At 68.1% G+C, this 17,511-nt stretch carries 16 protein-coding genes; 8 read left to right on the forward strand and 8 right to left on the reverse strand.

All coding sequences use genetic code 11. The features are described 5' to 3' along the window. The first annotated feature begins 18 nt into the window (after positions 1-18). The 6 genes from ilvB to leuD are packed head-to-tail and all read left to right on the forward strand — an operon-like array spanning position 19 to position 5,981. The gene (gene ilvB / locus ACRYA2_RS23945) at positions 19-1,839 is read left to right on the forward strand and encodes a biosynthetic-type acetolactate synthase large subunit (protein ID WP_433633815.1); all 1,821 of its coding nucleotides are present in this window, start codon (positions 19-21) and stop codon (positions 1,837-1,839) included. Then, entirely contained in the window at positions 1,836-2,537 is a 702-nt protein-coding gene (gene ilvN, locus ACRYA2_RS23950; protein ID WP_433633817.1) for an acetolactate synthase small subunit, read from the forward strand. Before ilvB ends, ilvN begins: the two co-directional genes overlap by 4 nt. 7 nt (positions 2,538-2,544) lie before the next feature. Next, positions 2,545-3,591, forward strand: a complete 1,047-nt coding sequence (gene ilvC, locus ACRYA2_RS23955; RefSeq protein ID WP_433633819.1) for a ketol-acid reductoisomerase — start codon at positions 2,545-2,547, stop codon at positions 3,589-3,591. Next, a complete protein-coding gene (locus ACRYA2_RS23960) occupies positions 3,584-3,952 on the forward strand; it encodes a DUF7989 family protein (RefSeq protein ID WP_433633821.1) in 369 nt (122 codons plus the stop codon). The genes ilvC and ACRYA2_RS23960 overlap by 8 nt, the downstream gene beginning before the upstream one ends. Continuing rightward, complete coding sequence (gene leuC, locus ACRYA2_RS23965) at positions 3,949-5,367, forward strand: 3-isopropylmalate dehydratase large subunit (RefSeq protein WP_433633823.1); 1,419 nt, start codon at positions 3,949-3,951, stop codon at positions 5,365-5,367. The genes ACRYA2_RS23960 and leuC overlap by 4 nt, the downstream gene beginning before the upstream one ends. Further along, on the forward strand, positions 5,364-5,981 hold the full coding sequence (gene leuD / locus ACRYA2_RS23970) for a 3-isopropylmalate dehydratase small subunit (protein ID WP_433633825.1): 618 nt from the start codon (positions 5,364-5,366) through the stop codon (positions 5,979-5,981). Before leuC ends, leuD begins: the two co-directional genes overlap by 4 nt. Positions 5,982-6,134: 153 nt before the next feature. Here the strand turns inward: leuD and ACRYA2_RS23975 are convergent, their stop codons facing one another. Continuing rightward, positions 6,135-6,452 (reverse strand): methyltransferase domain-containing protein, encoded by a 318-nt coding sequence (locus ACRYA2_RS23975; RefSeq protein ID WP_433633827.1) that lies wholly within the window; start codon positions 6,450-6,452, stop codon positions 6,135-6,137. 46 nt (positions 6,453-6,498) lie between these two features. Between ACRYA2_RS23975 and ACRYA2_RS23980 the strand changes: the two genes are divergently transcribed. Further along, on the forward strand, positions 6,499-6,795 hold the full coding sequence (locus ACRYA2_RS23980) for a hypothetical protein (RefSeq protein ID WP_433633829.1): 297 nt from the start codon (positions 6,499-6,501) through the stop codon (positions 6,793-6,795). Next, a complete protein-coding gene (locus ACRYA2_RS23985) occupies positions 6,792-7,772 on the forward strand; it encodes an isocitrate/isopropylmalate dehydrogenase family protein (protein ID WP_433633831.1) in 981 nt (326 codons plus the stop codon). The genes ACRYA2_RS23980 and ACRYA2_RS23985 overlap by 4 nt, the downstream gene beginning before the upstream one ends. Positions 7,773-8,060: 288 nt before the next feature. On the opposite strand, the gene ACRYA2_RS23990 is transcribed toward ACRYA2_RS23985, so the two are convergent. The 7 genes from ACRYA2_RS23990 to ACRYA2_RS24020 form a co-directional block, all read right to left on the reverse strand. Then, positions 8,061-9,371: an aspartate aminotransferase family protein gene (locus ACRYA2_RS23990; protein ID WP_433633833.1), complete on the reverse strand. Its 1,311-nt coding sequence runs from the start codon at positions 9,369-9,371 to the stop codon at positions 8,061-8,063. Positions 9,372-9,395: 24 nt separating this feature from the next. Continuing rightward, the gene (locus tag ACRYA2_RS23995) at positions 9,396-10,730 is read right to left on the reverse strand and encodes a dicarboxylate/amino acid:cation symporter (protein WP_433633835.1); all 1,335 of its coding nucleotides are present in this window, start codon (positions 10,728-10,730) and stop codon (positions 9,396-9,398) included. Positions 10,731-11,072: 342 nt separating this feature from the next. Then, positions 11,073-12,788 (reverse strand): dihydroxy-acid dehydratase, encoded by a 1,716-nt coding sequence (gene ilvD / locus ACRYA2_RS24000; protein WP_433633837.1) that lies wholly within the window; start codon positions 12,786-12,788, stop codon positions 11,073-11,075. A gap of 66 nt (positions 12,789-12,854) precedes the next feature. Then, complete coding sequence (locus ACRYA2_RS24005) at positions 12,855-13,145, reverse strand: DUF8152 family protein (protein ID WP_433633839.1); 291 nt, start codon at positions 13,143-13,145, stop codon at positions 12,855-12,857. Between the two features lie 400 nt (positions 13,146-13,545). After that, positions 13,546-15,057, reverse strand: coding sequence for an Hvo_1808 family surface protein (locus tag ACRYA2_RS24010; RefSeq protein ID WP_433633841.1), 1,512 nt, complete (start codon positions 15,055-15,057; stop codon positions 13,546-13,548). A 159-nt stretch (positions 15,058-15,216) separates the two neighbouring features. Beyond that, on the reverse strand, positions 15,217-16,224 hold the full coding sequence (gene sppA / locus ACRYA2_RS24015) for a signal peptide peptidase SppA (RefSeq protein ID WP_433633843.1): 1,008 nt from the start codon (positions 16,222-16,224) through the stop codon (positions 15,217-15,219). Positions 16,225-16,295: 71 nt separating this feature from the next. Next, positions 16,296-17,159, reverse strand: a complete 864-nt coding sequence (locus ACRYA2_RS24020) for a coiled-coil protein (protein WP_113277283.1) — start codon at positions 17,157-17,159, stop codon at positions 16,296-16,298. Between the last annotated feature and the right edge of the window lie 352 nt (positions 17,160-17,511).

A 17,511-nucleotide genomic window follows, 5' to 3' on the forward strand; every position in this document is an offset into this window, starting at 1 on the left:
GACGGAGGTGGGTCGCCGATGAGCGAACCCGCCGTTTCCGGCTCCCGCGAACCCCGTCCGGACGACGCCGAGGAGACGCCGGACGCCCCCGACTCGGAAACCGACGCCGAATCGGCCGACGCGGCGGACGCCGCCGGCTCCGAGGCCGCGACGAAGACGACCGGCGCGGCGGCCGTCGTCGCCGCGCTCGAATCGAACGGGGTGGAGACCCTGTTCGGCGTGCAGGGCGGTGCCATCATGCCCGTCTACGACGCGCTCGGGCGGTCCAGTCTCCACCACGTCACGATGGCCCACGAACAGGGGGCCGCACACGCCGCCGACGCGTACGGCGTCGTCGCCGGCGAACCGGGCGTCTGTCTCGCCACGTCCGGCCCCGGCGCGACGAACCTCGTCACGGGAATCGCCGACGCGGACATGGACTCTGACCCCATCGTTGCCCTGACGGGCCAGGTTCCGACGGAGTTCGTCGGCAACGACGCCTTCCAGGAGACGGACACGACGGGCATCACCACGCCCGTGACGAAGGAGAACTACTTCGCGGGCGACCCGGACACCGTCGGCGACACGGTCGGCGAAGCGTTCGCCCTGGCCGGCGCGGGCCGCCCCGGGCCAACGCTCGTCGACCTGCCGAAGGACGTGACGCTCTCGGAGACCGAGACTCGCGAAGCGACCTCCGAGACGCCCGAACACTACGACCCGCAGGAGGTCCCCGACGCCGACGCGGTCGAGGCGGCGGCGCGCACGCTGGAGGACGCAGAGCGTCCGCTCGTCCTGGCCGGCGGCGGCGTCGTCAAGGGCGAAGCGAGCGACGAACTCCGGGCGTTCGCCACCGAGCACGACGTTCCCGTCGCCACCTCGATGCCGGCCGTCGGGACGTTCCCCGAAGACCACGACAACTCGGTCGGCATGATCGGTATGCACGGCACGGGACCGGCGAACATGGCCGTCACGCACTGTGACACCCTGTTCGCGGTCGGGTGCCGGTTCGACGACCGCCTGACGGGCGGCGTCGAGACCTTCGCCCCCGAGGCCGAGGTCGTCCACGTCGACATCGACCCGGCGGAGATATCGAAGAACGTCCACGCCGACGTGCCGGTCGTCGGCGACGCCGGCACCGCAATCGCGGCCATCGCCGACGAGATGGACGAGTCGCCGGACGCGGACGACTGGCGCGACCAGGTCGACGACTGGCAGGCGGAGTACCCGATGACCTACCACGCCTCCGAGGACGGGCCCATCAAGCCCCAGTTCGTCGTCGAGGCGTTCGACGAGGCGACGGACGACGACGCCATCGTCACGACCGGGGTCGGCCAGCACCAGATGTGGGCGGTGCAGTTCTGGACGTTCACCGAGCCCCGGACCTGGGTCTCCTCGCACGGACTCGGCGCGATGGGCTACGGCCTCCCGGCAGCCATCGGCGCGCGACTGGCGGCCGACGACGACCAGGAGGTCGTCTGCTTCGACGGCGACGGCTCCTTCCTGATGACCGTCCAGGAGCTGTCGGTGGCGGTCCGGGAGAACCTCGACATCACGGTGGCGGTCCTCAACAACGAGTACATCGGCATGGTCCGCCAGTGGCAGGACGCGTTCTTCGACCGCAACCGGGTCGCCTCGGAGTACGACTGGTGCCCCGACTTCGCGACGCTGGCGGAGGCGTTCGGCGCGAAGGGGTTCACCGTCGACCACCCCGACGACGTGGCCGACACGGTCGAGGCCGCCATGGCGTACGACGGCCCCTCGGTCGTCGACTTCCACATCGACCCCGACGAGAACGTCTACCCGATGGTGCCGAGCGGCGGCGCGAACGGGAAGTTCGCCCTCTCGGAGGGCCAGCTATGAGCGGGGAGGACGACCAGCCGGTCGATGCCACCCCGCCCGGGATGCCCGGGTCCGCGCCCGAGGAGCGACCCCATCCCGAGGGGCGGCGCGACGCCCAGGGCGTCCGCGTCGGCGCGGGCGACGACGAACCCAGACAGCGAACCGCGGTCGTCTCCGCGCTCGTCGAGCACGAACCGGGCGTCCTGTCGAGCGTCTCCGGGCTGTTCTCCCGGCGGCAGTTCAACATCGAGAGCCTGACGGTCGGCCCGACGACGGTCGACGGTCACGCCCGCATCACGCTCGTCGTCGAGGAGACGGACCACGGCATCGACCAGGTGAAAAAGCAACTGGCGAAGCTCACCAACGTCATCCAGGTGGGCGAACTCGGCGACGACGCCGTCCGCGCGGAACTCGTCCTCCTGAAGGTTCGGGGGGACAGGCCGGACGAGGTCCACGCCATCACCCAGATGTACGAGGGCCAGACGCTCGACGCCGGGCCGCGGACCATCACGGTCCAGATAACGGGCGACCAGCAGAAGATCGACGACGCGGTCGACGCCTTCCGGCAGTTCGGCATCATCGAGATAGCACGGACCGGCCAGACCGCGCTCGCCCGCGGCGACACGCCGACCACGCCCGGCGAGGAGCCGGGGCACTCCAGCGAACCGGCCGACGACCACGACGGAGCACAGAGCGATACGACAGCCGCGAACGACTGAGATTTCCATGACAGACGAAACTGCGACGATTCACTACGACGACGACGCGGACGACGGACAGCTAGCAGAGAAGACGGTCGCGGTCCTGGGATACGGCAGCCAGGGTCACGCCCACGCCCAGAACCTCCACGACAGCGGGGTCGACGTGGTCGTCGGCCTCCGGGAGGAGTCTTCGTCCCGCGACGCCGCCCGCGAGGACGGACTGCGCGTAGCGACCCCGGCAGAGGCGGCGGGCGAGGCGGACGTCGTCTCGGTGCTCGTCCCGGACACCGTCCAGCCCGCGGTGTACGCCGACATCGAGTCGGAACTCGACGCGGGCGACACGCTCCAGTTCGCCCACGGGTTCAACGTCCACTACGGCCAGATAGAGCCGCCCGAGGACGTGGACGTGACGATGGTCGCGCCGAAGTCGCCGGGCCACCTCGTCCGCCGGAACTACCGGAACGACGAGGGGACGCCGGGGCTGCTCGCCGTGTACCAAGACGCGACCGGGGACGCGAAAGACGAGGCGCTGGCGTACGCGAAGGCCATCGGCTGCACCCGCGCCGGCGTCGTCGAGACGACGTTCCGCGAGGAGACCGAGACCGACCTGTTCGGCGAGCAGGCCGTCCTCTGTGGCGGCGTCACCGAACTCATCAAGGCCGGGTACGAGACGCTGGTCGACGCCGGCTACTCCGAGGAGATGGCGTACTTCGAGTGTCTCAACGAGATGAAGCTCATCGTCGACCTGATGTACGAGGGTGGCCTCGGCGAGATGTGGGATTCGGTCTCCGACACCGCCGAGTTCGGCGGGCTGACCCGCGGAGAGGTCGTCGTCGACGACCACGCCCGCGAGCAGATGGAGCAGGTCCTGGAGGAGGTCCAGAACGGTACGTTCGCCCGCGAGTGGATAACCGAGAATCAGGCCGGCCGGCCGTCGTACCGCCAGCGCCGGCAGGCCGAGAAGAACCACGAGATAGAGGAAGTCGGCGAGGAACTGCGCGACCTGTTCGCGTGGGCCGACGACGCCGACGGCGAGAGCGACGAGAAGGAGGAGGTGCCTGCCGATGACTAGCGAGGAGCGTAGCTCCTCGGACGAAGGGAACGGGGAGGAACGACGTTCCTCGACGGAATCGGCCGACCGACGGCGACGAACCGACGGCGAGACGATGGCCGACGTGAGCCACACCCACCCGTACGCCGACCGGGGAACGGTCAACCGGCCGTTCGAGCGCGGCCCGACGATAGCGGCCGACGGCGGTCGGCGGGGGGCCGCGGAGCGACCGTCGAACGAGCGCGCTTCCGCGGAGGACGCCGACGAGGAGTCGAGCGGCGTAGACGACGAGACGATGGCCGACGTCGACCACACGCCGCCCGGGGACGCTCCGAGCGCGGACGGCGTCTTCGAGCGCGGCAACGAACGCGGGGAGCCATGAGCGAGGGCACGCTATACGACAAGGTGTGGGACCGCCACGCGGTCACCGAACTGCCGACCGGCCAGACCCAGCTGTTCGTCGGCCTCCACCTCATCCACGAGGTGACGAGCCCGCAGGCGTTCGGGATGCTGCGCGAGCGCGACCTCGAGGTGGCGTACCCCGAGCGAACGCACGCTACGGTCGACCACATCGTGCCGACCGCCGACCAGTCCCGGCCCTACGGCGACGAGGCGGCCGAGGAGATGATGTCCGAACTGGAGAAGAACGTCCGGGACGCGGGCATCGAGTTCTCCTCGCCGGAGACGGGCGACCAGGGCATCGTTCACGTCGTCGGCCCGGAGCAGGGGCGCACCCAGCCCGGGATGACGGTCGTCTGCGGCGACAGCCACACCGCGACACACGGCGCGTTCGGCGCGCTGGCGTTCGGCATCGGGACGAGCCAGATACGGGACGTGCTGGCCACGGGGACGGTCGCGATGGAGAAACAGAAGGTGCGCCAGGTCCGCGTCACCGGCGAACTCGGCGCGGGCGTCACCGCCAAGGACGTCATCCTCGAGATAATCCGGCGGCTCGGCACCGACGGCGGCGTCGGGTACGTCTACGAGTACGCCGGCGAGGCCATCGAGTCGCTGGACATGGAGGGTCGGATGAGCATCTGCAACATGTCCATCGAGGGCGGCGCGCGAGCGGGCTACGTCGAACCAGACGAGACGACCATCGAGTACCTCCGGGGCCGCGACGCCGTGCCCGAGGGCGAGGCGTTCGAGGAGCTCGCGGAGTACTGGCGCTCCGTCCGGAGCGACGACGACGCCGAGTACGACGACGTGGTCGAGATAGACGGTAGCGCGCTCGAACCGATGGTGACCTGGGGGACGACGCCCGGCCAGGGCGTCGGCGTCACCGAGCCGATACCTCATCCGGACGAGCTCCCCGAGGACAAGCGCGAGACGGCTCGCCAGGCCCAGGAGCACATGCGCGTCGAACCGGGCGAGACGATGGAGGGGTACGAGGTCGACGTCGCCTTCCTCGGCTCCTGCACGAACGCGCGCCTGCCGGACCTCCGGCGGGCCGCCGAAGTCGTCGCCGGCCACGAGGTCCACGACGACGTGCGCGCCATGGTCGTGCCGGGCAGTCAGCGCGTGAAGGCCGCCGCCGAACGCGAGGGTCTCGACGAGCAGTTCCGCGAGGCCGGCTTCGACTGGCGCGGCGCGGGCTGTTCGATGTGCCTCGGGATGAACCCCGACCAGCTCGAGGGCGACGAGGCCTGCGCGTCCTCCTCGAACCGCAACTTCGTCGGCCGCCAGGGGAGCAAGGAGGGCCGGACCGTCCTGATGAGCCCCGAGATGGTCGCCGCCGCCGCGGTCCGCGGCGAAGTGACCGACGTGCGCGAGATAGCGGAGGTGGCGACGGCATGAGCGAGATAGAGACGGTCGAACACGTCTCCGGCAGCGGCGTCCCGATCCGGGGCAACGACATCGACACTGACCAGATAATCCCGGCGCGGTTCATGAAGGTCGTCACCTTCGACGGCCTGGGCGAGTACGCCTTCTTCGACCAGCGGTTCACGGACGACGACGAGCCCAAGGACCACCCCTTCAACGAGGAGCGGTTCCGGAACGCGTCGGTGCTGGTCGTCAACGCCAACTTCGGCTGCGGTTCCTCGCGCGAACACGCCCCGCAGGCGCTCGCCCGCTGGGGCATCGACGCCATCGTCGGCGAGAGCTTCGCGGAGATATTCGCGGGCAACTGCCTCGCGCTCGGCATCCCCACCGTCACCGCCGACCACGAGCAGATCACCGCGCTCCAGGACTACGTCGACGAGCACCCGGACGCCGATATAGCGGTGGACGTGGCCGACGAGACCGTGCGCTACGGAGACCGCGAGATCGACGCGACGGTCGACGACGCCCAGCGGAAGGCGCTCGTCGAGGGCGTCTGGGACACCACTGCCCTGATGAAGTCGAACGAGGCGGCGGTCGCGGAGACCGCTGCCGACCTGCCGTACGTCGAGAGCAGCGAGCACGTCTAGCTCGGACGTGACGCGGCCGGCGTCGTCGGACGCTGTCCCGGTCGTTCGTCGAGACTCTTCCCGATTCCGTTCTCACGCGGCGGTTCGCACCGCTATCGGTCAGTCTTCCGCGTCGAGTCGTCACTTCGGCACCCAGACCGACGGGACGTGGTCTCACACCCACCGCTCGTCGGGCCTGTCCGTGAACTCCCAGAAGCTCCGCGGCCAGGTGCCGAGCGCGTCGTGGATCGACCTGTACGAGAGCGTGCTCTCGCCCTCTACGACCAGGCGGAATCGCTCTTCGAAGCGCTCGGGGTCGAACGACTCGTCGGGATGGTCGTCGGGCGCGTCGAGCCACCCCTGGTAGGTCGCCCGTCCCTGGTCGTTGACGTACCCCAGGACGAGATACCCACCGGGGGCGACGGCTCCGTACAGGTTCCGGAGCGCCGGCGCGGACTCGGCGACGTAGCAGAGCGTCCCGTAGCAGAACACGCTCTGCTACCGCCCGCTCGGCTTCGGCGACCCAGTCGTCGCCCTGGTGAACCGTGGCGTTCGGCAGGACCAGCATCTCCTCCTCGTCGTGGACGCGGACGAGGAGTTCGTCCGCGTCGTTCACGACGCCGACGATGGCCCTGCCGGCGACCCCGGCCTCGCAGTGGTCCTCGCTCTCGTGGGGAAACTCGCTCGTGCAGTGGTTGACGTCGTCTTCGTCCGCGAGTCGGGTGGGGTCGGTCAGCGAGTCGATAGCGGTCGATTCGGCGGCGGTACCGACCACCAGAACACCTGCCGTAACCGAATCCCTTTCCACCCATTACGCCCTCTGGGGAGACGATGACCGACCAGATCGCAGTTATCCCGGGCGACGGCATCGGACAGGAAGTCGTCCCCGCCGCGGTGCAGGTGCTCGACGCGGTCGACCCAGAGTTCGCGTTCGTCGAAGCCGACGCCGGCGACGCCGTGAAGGAGTCGACGGGCAGCGCGCTCCCCGAGGAGACGCAGGAACTCGCGGCCGACGCGGACGCCACGCTGTTCGGCGCGGCGGGCGAGACGGCCGCCGAGGTCATCCTGCCGCTCCGACGCGCGGTCGACTCGTTCGTCAACGTGCGGCCGGCGCGGGCCTACCCCGGGACCGACGCACTGCGCCCGGAGACGGATCTCGTCTTCCTCCGGGAGAACACCGAGGGCGTCTACGCCGGCCACGAGTCGCGGCTGAGCGACGACGTGAGCACGCTCGCCCGGGTCGTCACCGAGTCCGCCTCGGAGCGCCTCGCCGAGTTCGCCTGCGAGTACGTCCGGGACAGGGGAGAAGACCGGTTCACCGTCGCCCACAAGGCCAACGTGATGAAGGAGACGGACGGGCGGTTCCGGGACGCCGTCGTCCGTGTGGCCGACGAGCGCGGCGTCGAGACCGACGAGGCGCTGATGGACGCGCTGGCGACCCACCTCTGTCTCCGCCCCGAGGAGTACGACGTGGTCGTCTGCCCGAACCTCGCCGGCGACGTACTCTCGGACCTCGCCGCCGGCCTCGTCGGCGGCCTCGGTCTGCTGCCGAGCGCCAACGTCGGCCCGGAACGCGCCCTGTTCGAACCCGTCCACGGCACCGCCCCGGACATCGCCGGCCAGGGCGTCGCCAACCCCAGCGCGACGATACTCTCGGCCGCGATGCTGCTCGAATATCTGGGCCACGACGCCGAGGGACAGCGCGTCCGCGACGCGGTCGAGGCGACGCTGGAATCGGGTCCGTGCACGCCCGACCTCGGTGGGTCGGCGTCGACCGCGGACGTGACCGAGGCGGTCATCTCGCGGCTCTAACCGGCCTTTTTACTTCGTCGGGTAGCCTCCGACCTTTTTACTTCGTCGGGTGTCCTCGCTCGCTACGCTCGCTGCGGGCACCCTCCTCGCAAAAACGTCGATGAAAAACGTCCCGCTCGCTCCCTGCGGTCGCTCGCGGAGAAACGGCGCGGAACGCGCCGTACGTTCCGCGACCACCGCCACCGCACCGCCTCCACACCGCCGACTCGAACGTCGTGCCGAAGAGAAGGGGTCCTGCGACCGTCGACGGGCCGCGTGGCTGGCGTCGGCGGTCCCTTTCTCCGCGAGTCAGAGGTCCGCCAGCACGTCGTCCGCGTCGTCGAGGTACGACGAGAGGTGCTCGTCGTCGTGCGCGAACGAGAGGTGGTGGCGCTTGTACGGATTCGGCGTGAAGAAGTGGCCGCGCTCGCGCATCCCGGCGGCGAACGCGCGGAACCGCTCCTCGTCCAGACCGAGCACGTCCGCGTACGACTTCGGCTCGCCGGTCACGCCGAACTGCGGACTGAAGATGGACCGGTGGCCGACGACCCGCCCCTCGACGCCGTGGTCGGCCATGAGGTCGCGGAGACCGTCGCGGTAGCGGTCGCCGAGGTCGGTGAGATAACCCTGGACGTCCTCCTCGACGACGGTGTCCAGCGTCTCCCTGGCGGCCGCCAGTCCGGGCAGGTTCCCGGAGTAGGTCCCGCTGATGACGACGCCGGACTCGTTGTCGCCGCCGGCCTGCGCGAGCAGGTCCTCGCGTCCGCCGACGGCCGCGACGGGGTAGCCGTTACCGAGCGCCTTGGCGACGCAGGTGAGGTCCGGTTCGACGCCGAACTCGCCCTGCGCGCCGTGCGGCGAGTGCCGGAAGCCGGTGATGACCTCGTCGAAGACGAGCGGGACGTCACGCTCGCGGGTCTCCTCCCGGAGCGTTTCGAGGAACTCCCGGTCGGGAAGCAGACAGCCGACGGAGTGCGGGACGGGTTCGAGGATGACCGCCGCGAGGTCGTCGCCGTGTTCGCGGAGCGCCTTCCGGACCGCGTCGGCGTCGTTGAACGGGGCGACGAGCGTGTTTTCGACGGCTGCCGAGAGCATCCCGTCCGACTCGGGGTACTGCTCGCCGAGGCGTTCCTCCGGCGGGTAGACGCTCACGTCGACGTAGTCGTGCCAGCCGTGGTAACACCCCTCGAACTTCAGTATCTTCTCGTTGCCCGTGAACGCGCGGGCGAGCCGGATGGCGTGGTACGTCGCCTCGGAGCCGGAGTTACAGAAGTTGACCATCTCGACGCTCGGCAGGAGGTCGACGAGGCGCTCGGCCACCTCGACCTCCAGCGGTGCGGTACCGGCGCCGTAGAGGACGCCGTCGTCGATGGCTCCGTGGGCCGCCGCGTCGACGGCCTCGTGGGCGTGCCCGAGGACGATGGGGCCGAACCCGAGGTGATAGTCGACGTACGTCTCACCGTCGACCGTGGTCAGGGTCGCGCCCGACGCCGACTCGAAGGCCACGTCGCCGGTGTCGTACGCCTGCGCTCGCAGGCCGGTCTGGGCCCCGCCCGGAACGACGCTCCGGGCGCGGTCGACGAGTTCGCTACTTCGCTCCGTAGTGTTACGTTCGCTCATTGTCGAAGATCTTCAGCTTGGACCTCAATCGTCGCCCGTCGTGCTCGACGGGATGTCGCGTAGCGATTCGGTCTCGCCCGCCCAGACGCCCGTGGTGAAGTCGATGGCGTCGTTCCACTTCGCGACGAGCGTCGTCACCGCCAGGTCGCCCGTCACGTTGTTCATCGTGCGCATGCGGTCAAGCAGCGGGTCGATACCGATGACGAGCGCGATGGCCTGGATGGGGAGGCCGACCTGCGTGAACACGACCGTCATCATGACGATGCTCGCCCCGGGAACGCCGGCGGTCCCGATGCTAGCGATGAGCGCGGTGACGAGGACGCTCACCTGCTGGGTGATCGTCAGCGGTTCGCCGACGACGTTGGCGGTGAAGATGGCGGCGATTCCGAGGTACATCGCCGTGCCGTCCATGTTGATGGTGGCACCGAGCGGCAGCGAGAAGCTGAAGACGCCCTCGTCGACGCCGAGGTTCTCGTCCGCGTTCGACATGGTCACCGGCAGCGTCCCGCTCGACGAACGGATGCTGAGCGCCGTCACCATCGCCTCGCGGCTGCCGCGCAGGAAGTCGATCGGCGACCGACCGACCAGCCCCTTGACGATGACGAGCAGGTAGACGAGGGTTATCTGGAGCGTTATCGCGATAGCGAGCGTAGCGAACAGCTTGACGAGCGAGAGAATCGCTTCCGGGCCGGTCTTCGCGAACAGCGCGGCCATCAGCGCGAACACGCCGATGACGCCGAACTCCATCACGCCCCAGACTATCTTGAACATCACTTCCGCGCCGGCCTCGACGATGTCGAAGGTGGTCTGGACGCCGTTGTACACCGTCGACCCTTCCTCGGCCTCGTCGCGGACCACCGTCAGTCCGATACCGAACGCCAGCGCGAAGAAGATGACACCGAGTATCTTCCCCTCGGCCATCGCGCTGAACGGGTTCTCGGGAACGATGCCGAGCAGGACCTGCGTGAGGCCGGGCGACTGCTTGCTCTCGACGGCCTGTTTCTTCATGGCGTCTTCGAGCAGCAGTCCCGTTCCGGGGTCGATGAGGTTGCTCACGCCCAGTCCGATGGCGATGGCCACCATCGTGGTGAAGATGTACAGCAGGACGACCTGCCCTCCGACCTTTCCGAGGTCCTTCGGCGCGAGGCTTCGCGCCGCCATCACCAGGGTGAAGACGACGATTGGGACGATGACCATCTTCAGCAGTCGGACGAACAGGTCACCGAGCGGTTGTAGGTTCGTCGCCGGTTCCCCGACGATCAGTCCGACGACGGAGCCGAGAACGAACGCGGCCGCGATACGGTAGACGATTGGGACGGACCGGTACCGCTGCCACGTCTCTTTAACAGTGTTCGACATACCCTAACACAGACGAGGCAAGAGTAACTAAAAATCCTTCCGGAATTACGGCAAATGTATATTCTGAATCCAATAATATGGAATACAATAGTAGTTCTATGTATGTTTGCCCGTGTCGCGTTATAAAATGTCACTATAAAGTTTTCTGACCAGTTAGCGAACGTCGACCCTCTCCCCGGTCCGGACTCGCGTGGCTAGCCGGTCGGAGCAGGTGGTTCGGCCGATTAGACAACGTAGCGCCGTCGCCGTCGCTCTCTCCCCCGGAAGCACTCGCGATGCCCCACGTCCCGAAGCGTCGTCCGGAACCACCGTCAAACGGCACTCTCCCGCCGACTCCGGACGCTACTGCTCTTTCGCGCCGGGATTGGTGACAGCGCCGTTGGCGGCCGAGCCGAACGCGGCCCCGTACTTCGCCAGCACGCCGGTCTCGTAGGCCGGTCCGTCTGGGTCGCGCTCGTCGAGACGCCGCTGGAGTTCGTCCTCGGAGAGGTCCACTTCGAGCGTCCGTTCGGGGATGTCGACGGTCACCTCGTCGCCGTCCGCCAGCGCCGCGATGGGACCGCCGCCGCGGGCCTCCGGCGCGACGTGGCCGATCATCGGGCCGCGGGTCGCCCCCGAGAACCGGCCGTCGGTGATGAGCGCCACGTCGTCCTCGTGTCCCTGGCCGACGACGGCCGCGGTGACGCCGAGCATCTCTCGCATCCCGGGCCCACCCCGCGGTCCCTCGTTGCGGATGACGATGACGTCGCCGCTCTCTATGTGGCCCTCCTGGACGTACTGCATCGCGTCCTCCTCGTTCTCGAAGACGCGGGCCGGTCCCTGATGGTGGAACTTGTCGTCACCGGTCACCTTCAGCACCGCACCGTCCGGTGCGAGGTTACCGGTGAGAATCTTGATAGCGCCCTCCTCGCTGAACGGGTCGTCGACGGGTCGGATGAAGTCCGCGTCGATCTCCTCGTCTGCGGGCAGTTCGAGGTGGTCCAGTTCCTCGGCGAGCGTGCGCCCGGTGACGGTCGCGGCGTCGCCGTCCACGAGACCGGCGTCGAGCAGTCGCCGGAGGACGACCGGGACGCCGCCCACGTCGTAGAGGTCCTTCATCACCCTCGTCCCGCCGGGCTGAAGGTTGACTATCTTCGGCGTCCGGCGCGCTATCTCGTCGAACTCCTCGATGTGGAGGTCGATGCCGGCCTCGGCGGCGAGTGCGAGCAGGTGGAGGACGGCGTTCGTCGACCCACCCATGGCGACCTGAAGCGCGATGGCGTTCTCGAACGACGCCTTCGAGAGCACGTCCGAGGGCCGGCGGTCGTTCTCGACGCAGTCGAGGACGAGTTCGCCCGCGCGCTCGGCGACCTCGTAGCGCTCATCGGATTCAGCGGGCGCGCCGGCCGACCCCAGCGGGGCGAGACCGAGCGCCTCGCTGATGGAGGCCATCGTGTTCGCGGTGAACATCCCGCCACAGGAGCCCGCGCCGGGGCAGGCGTCGCGTTCGAGGCTCTCCAGTTCGTCCTCGCTCATCTCGCCCTGGGCGTAGGTGCCGACGCCCTCGAACACGTCCTGGACGGTGACGTCGCGGCCCTCGTGTCGTCCCGGGAGGATGGAGCCGCCGTAGAGGAAGACGGTCGGCAGGTCGGTGCGGATGGCGGCCATCATCATCCCCGGGAGGTTCTTGTCACAGCCCGCGACCGTGACGAGGGCGTCCATGCGCTCGCCGAACGCGACCAGTTCGACGCTGTCGGCGATGACCTCCCGCGATATCAGCGAGGCCTTCATCCCCTCGGTCCCCATCGAGATGGCGTCGGAGATGGTGATGGTCCCGAACTCGATGGGCATCCCGCCGTCGGCGTCGATGCCCTCGATGGCCGCCGCGGCCACGTCGTCCAGGTGGACGTTGCACGGCGTGATGTCGGCGGCGGGGTTGGCGACGCCGACCATCGGCGAGGAGAGGTCCGCGTCGTCGTACCCCATCGCCCTGAACATCGCCCTGTGCGGCGCGCGCTCCGGTCCCTCGGTGACCTCGCTACTTCGCAACTGCTCGTCTTTCCGTGGCGGGTTTCCCATGACCACCTGTATCGGGGACGCGCTCGTTTAAAACCACCTGAAGTGACAGAGCTTGCTGTCGCCCCGTCAGTCGTCGTCCAGCCGTTCCAGCACGCGCTCTACCAGGTCGCGCGCCGCGTCGACGTGCTCGTCGGCCTCGTCGCTTCCCGTCGCCTCGACGTGCGAGAGCAGATCCCGAGCCTGTTCGACTCGCTTCGCGACGACCGACGCCGGCGGGTCGCCCCTCCTCGCGTCGCCGACGACCGCCTCGGCTTCGCCCAGCCAGCGACTCGCCTCGGTCGTCACCGGGAGTTCCGCCGTCGCTTCGAGGTGACCGTGCAGTTCGGCGACCATGTCGCGGCTCTCGGCGTCGACCATGCGCCAGGTTGGTCGCCCGGCGAGTATAACCGTTCGGCCGCCGCGACGGGGCCTCGGACCCCCGAATGTCCCCGGGTCTGAAGTTCCGTGCGGGGGTCCGCAGTGCGAGACGTGCTGCGACAACGATGTCGCAGGCGCGGCTCGACTCCGCATGAGCGAATTCGTAGCTGTATCTGGTGACGGATCGGCTCGGCACGGGAGTTCGTCACGCGTTCGCCTCGACTCCTCGTGTGGTAGTTCTCAGGTCACGCCGGGGTTGGCTTCGCTTCGATACTTGAACGTTCGCACCGACACGCCGCGGGACGACAGCGCCCACCGCCCTCGGCTCCGGCGCGGCTACAGTCGCGGAGGAGCAGATGCAGGTCTCGGTTGCGGTCGCGACAACTGAACCGTGTGACCGCTACTGTCCACAGTCGCAGCCGTCCTGTGCCGCCCGAATCTCGATGCTTGGTCGGATTTCCGTCAGGCTCTCGACGGTCGGCCCGTTCACGATCGTGACCCTCTTCCCGTCGCGGACCACGTGGAAGGCGTCCTCGAACCCGCCCCGCCGAACCACCCACGTGTTCCGCCCGACGCGGGTCGCGTTCTGGCCGGCGAGCAGTTCGCGGTACGCCCGCTCGAACTCCACGGCGTCCTCGTCGGTGTCCCACGTAGTCCGCCAGACGTACCCCCGCTTCTCACCGTCGTGATACGGCCAGAGGCGGTCGTTCCCCCAGCCGTCGGAGGGCTCGCTCGTGTAGTTGAACTCGTCGAGCGGGCCGTCGGCGGTATCGAACTCTCGCCAGGGGATGACCTGGTTGTCGTACGCCCGGCCCTGGTACCAGAACATCGTGTAGATGCCCGCCTCGCCGACGGTCTGGGAGCCGTTCTCGCCCCGCTTGCCGTACAGTCGCCAGCCGTCGGTCGCCTGTTCGCCGAGTCTGAGCGTCGGCGGCGGGTCGGCGTCCGTCGCCGGGTCGATGACCTGCTCGGAGCCGAACGGCGGACGACGGTAGTCGAGTCTCGACCAGTTCTTCTCCGACGCGTTACCGTCCGTACCGTCGGTTTCGTTCGCTCCTATCCGGGCGGCGACGTACGGCGGTCCGTCGGAGTACGGCTGGATGGTCGCCACCTGCATCGCGAGGTTGTAGTCCGGGAGCGGGCCGCCCTCGTAGGGGGCTTCCGGCGGGTCCGGGCCGGGCGTCGTCACGCACTCCCACCCGGACCGACAGCGGTGCTCGTACAGTTTCTCGACGTACATCGCCTCGCCCTCTACCAGACCGTCGACGCCGCGCCGCCCGTCCATCGTCTGCGCTCGCAGCGACGGCGAAGACAGGCCGACCTGCTGGTCCTGGAGCGCGTGGGTGAGTTCGTGAATCAGCGTCGCGTTGTCGACGACGGGACGGTCTTCGGACTCCGCGATGACGTAGATGTCGTTCGTTCCGGGGAGGTAGAAGCCGGCGATGCGCTCCTGGCGCAACTGGACCATTTCGCCGGCGGCGTCGGTCGACTCGTTCACGGCGAACAGCGCCTCCCAGACCTGGTTCTCCCAGGCGCGCTGAGCGGGGCCGAACTCCGCGTCCGCCTGCGCCCGGACGATGCGCCGGTATTGCTGGCGCGACAGCACCTTCAGTTCGACCCGCTCCTGGAACTCCTGGCCGCGCAACCGCTCGACGCGGGCCATGGCGCGGCCGACGTACGCCCGGCGCTCGGCCTCCGTCAGGCCGTCGCTCTGGTCGACGGCGATGGATTCGTCGTACCAGTATCCGTCTTCCCAGCCGACGACGTCGTTCTCCGGGTCGGACTGTTTCTTCACGTCCTGCGCGCCGGTCGCGTCGGACCCTCCCGTCCCGACGACGCCCCCCGGCGCGACGAGCACGACCGCGACCGCGACCAGCAACACCCCCAGGTTGCGTGCGCCGACTCCGTGCATACCACTGGCACGGACCTGACGACAATAACGGTTGGCCGTTCCGTACCGCGACCGCAGCCGTCGATTTTGGCCCGAACGGCGCGAAACCGCGCGGGTAGTCGCCGCCGTCGAACGGAACTCTGTACTGAGGCGGATTCCGGGAGCAACCGCCGTCGCTCGCTACCGCGCCCGGAAGCGGAACCCGTTCGCGTCGCCCTCGTCGTCGAACACGCTCGCGACGCCGGCACCGAACGAGTATGCCACCGAGCGCACGCCCGTCTGGAGTCGTTCGCGCAGACCGCGCTGGGGCTGGAACTCCTCGACGGTGACCGACTCGACGCCGAGGCGGTCGGCCAGTCGCGCTTTCACCTCCTTGCGAGTGCCGAGTTCGTCGACGAGGCCGATTTCGCGGGCCCGGTCGCCGAGGTAGACGCGCGCCTCCGTCTCCCGGACCGACTCCGCGTCCATCTCCCGGCCCTCTGCCACGCGGTCGACGAACGTCTCGTAGTAGCCGTCGATGATGCCCTGGAGGTACTCGCGTTCGTCTTCGGTCATCTCCTTCAGCGAGACGCCGGCGTCCTTGTACTCGCCCGCTGCGAGGCGTTCGTACGAGAGGCCGAGCTTGTCCGCCAGTCCCGTGGCGTTCACCCGCGAACCGATGACGCCGATGCTCCCGACCAGACTCCCCTCGCGGGCGTACAGTTCGTCGCAGCCGCTGGCTATCCAGTATCCACCGCTGGCGCAGACGTCGGTCGCGTAGGCCACCGTCGGCCCGTCGAAGCGCTCGGCGGCGAGGCGGATGTCGTCGCTCGGCACTACCTCGCCGCCAGGCGTGTTCAGGCGAAGCAACAGCGCCTCCGCCGCGTCGTCGTCGTCCGCGCGCCGAATCTGCTCGACGATGTCGTCCGTCGGCGTCCCGGTCGGCGTCGGAACCCGGCCACCGTCGCGGCGGGTTATCGGCCCCTCGACGGCCACCTCGGCCACGTCGTAGTCGGGGAAGAGTCCGCGCGCCGCGCGACCGGCGACCCGCGCACCGACCACGCCCACGAGCAGGACGGCGACGACGCCGAGCAGTTCCGCGAGGTCGGTGGGCAGTTCGACGAACAACAGCCAGCCGAGCGCGACCGCGACGATCGCGCCGACCAGTACGACGACCCTGCGTGCGAGCCGCGAACTATCGTCAGCCATACGGACACCTCGTCATGCGCTATTCGTGTGCGGGCGTCGGCGTTAAAACTTCGGCAGAGAGAACAGTCCGTCTACAGGAGACCCGTCTTCTGGAGCTTCATCAGGTCCTCGGTGTCGAGGGTTTCGCCTTCCTTGAACTGCTGGTAGATTTCCTCGGCCTCCTCTTTGGCCTTCTCGCGCTCTTTCTCCTTCTCGGACTTGCGCTCTTTCTCCTCTTTCTTGTCGAGTTCGCGCAGGCGCTTCTGGACGCGCACGAAGTCCTCGTGGTGCTGGTCGGCCGACTCCTGGGCCTCCACGAACTTCTCGTGCATCTCGTCGGCCTCGTCGCGGATGTCGTCGGCCTCGCGGTAGGCCTCGATCATCTGGTTGTGATGCTGCTGGGCCTTGTCGGCGAGTTCGGTCACCTTCTCGTGGTGACGGCTGGCCTCGGCGCGGACCTCCTCGGCCTCCTCGACGAGGTCCTCGAGTTCGTCGCTCTGGTCGAGTTTCTCCTTTCGCTGCTGGTACTCCTCGCGCTTGGCCTCGATCTTCTCGATGAGCTCTCGCTCTTCCTCGGTGGAGAGAACTTCGGTCTGCTGTTTGAACTCCAGGTCCTCGATCTCGTCTTCGAGCTCCTCGAGGTCCTTGCCCTCGTCGAGTTCCAGGTCCTCTTTCATCTCCTCGACGCGGTCGAACAGCTCGTTGGCCTTCGCGTTGAGCTCGTTGCGCTGCTCCTTGTGTTCCTGGACCTGCTCGTTGAGCTCGTCGCGCTTCTCGCGGTGTTCCTGGGCTTCGTCGACCTTCTCGCGCGTCTTCGCGTTGAGGTCGTCGCGCTTGGAGGCGCGCTTGCTAGCCTTCTGGTTCAGCTCGTTTCGTCGGTCTCGAAGCTGTCCCGCGAGTTTGATGAGTTCGCCTTTCGACTTGTTCTGGAGTTCCTCTTCTGTTACACTTACCATGCGTAGTTAAACCTCGGTGCCTTCCGCCCCGATCGTCGGGTAGCGTCGTCACTTTGCATCCTCGTATCAACCAGCCGGTTACAATATTCCCGTATCATCGGTTGACGCGCTGTTCTCCCGTGACGCCGGAGGCGTTCAGGTACTACTTCATATTCGGCATAGCTATTTAAAGTTTGTCCCTCTAATCATGTGGAAACCGTTGTCACGCGCCTCAGAACGCGTGGAAACGCTTCACACGCTCTCCGGGAGTGGATATAAAAGTCACCCGTCCTACCGGGCGCGTCTGCAGGCCGGCGTCGCCACTTTCACTTTCACTCCGCGGACGGCGCGCTTTGACGGTGATGGGGGCGAG

The organism is Halomicrococcus pelagicus (genome assembly GCF_050954125.1).

What these genes read in the sequence shown, in the direction of transcription:
- ilvC (WP_433633819.1), top strand. Translation starts at nt 2,545, where the DNA reads ATGACAGACGAAACTGCGACGATTCACTACGACGACGACGCGGACGAC.
- ACRYA2_RS24020 (WP_113277283.1), bottom strand. Translation starts at nt 17,159, where the DNA reads ATGGTAAGTGTAACAGAAGAGGAACTCCAGAACAAGTCGAAAGGCGAA.
- leuC (WP_433633823.1), top strand. Translation starts at nt 3,949, where the DNA reads ATGAGCGAGGGCACGCTATACGACAAGGTGTGGGACCGCCACGCGGTC.
- ilvB (WP_433633815.1), top strand. Translation starts at nt 19, where the DNA reads ATGAGCGAACCCGCCGTTTCCGGCTCCCGCGAACCCCGTCCGGACGAC.
- ilvN (WP_433633817.1), top strand. Translation starts at nt 1,836, where the DNA reads ATGAGCGGGGAGGACGACCAGCCGGTCGATGCCACCCCGCCCGGGATG.
- ACRYA2_RS23995 (WP_433633835.1), bottom strand. Translation starts at nt 10,730, where the DNA reads ATGTCGAACACTGTTAAAGAGACGTGGCAGCGGTACCGGTCCGTCCCA.
- leuD (WP_433633825.1), top strand. Translation starts at nt 5,364, where the DNA reads ATGAGCGAGATAGAGACGGTCGAACACGTCTCCGGCAGCGGCGTCCCG.
- sppA (WP_433633843.1), bottom strand. Translation starts at nt 16,224, where the DNA reads ATGGCTGACGATAGTTCGCGGCTCGCACGCAGGGTCGTCGTACTGGTC.
- ACRYA2_RS23990 (WP_433633833.1), bottom strand. Translation starts at nt 9,371, where the DNA reads ATGAGCGAACGTAACACTACGGAGCGAAGTAGCGAACTCGTCGACCGC.
- ACRYA2_RS24005 (WP_433633839.1), bottom strand. Translation starts at nt 13,145, where the DNA reads ATGGTCGACGCCGAGAGCCGCGACATGGTCGCCGAACTGCACGGTCAC.
- ilvD (WP_433633837.1), bottom strand. Translation starts at nt 12,788, where the DNA reads ATGGGAAACCCGCCACGGAAAGACGAGCAGTTGCGAAGTAGCGAGGTC.
- ACRYA2_RS23960 (WP_433633821.1), top strand. Translation starts at nt 3,584, where the DNA reads ATGACTAGCGAGGAGCGTAGCTCCTCGGACGAAGGGAACGGGGAGGAA.
- ACRYA2_RS24010 (WP_433633841.1), bottom strand. Translation starts at nt 15,057, where the DNA reads ATGCACGGAGTCGGCGCACGCAACCTGGGGGTGTTGCTGGTCGCGGTC.
- ACRYA2_RS23985 (WP_433633831.1), top strand. Translation starts at nt 6,792, where the DNA reads ATGACCGACCAGATCGCAGTTATCCCGGGCGACGGCATCGGACAGGAA.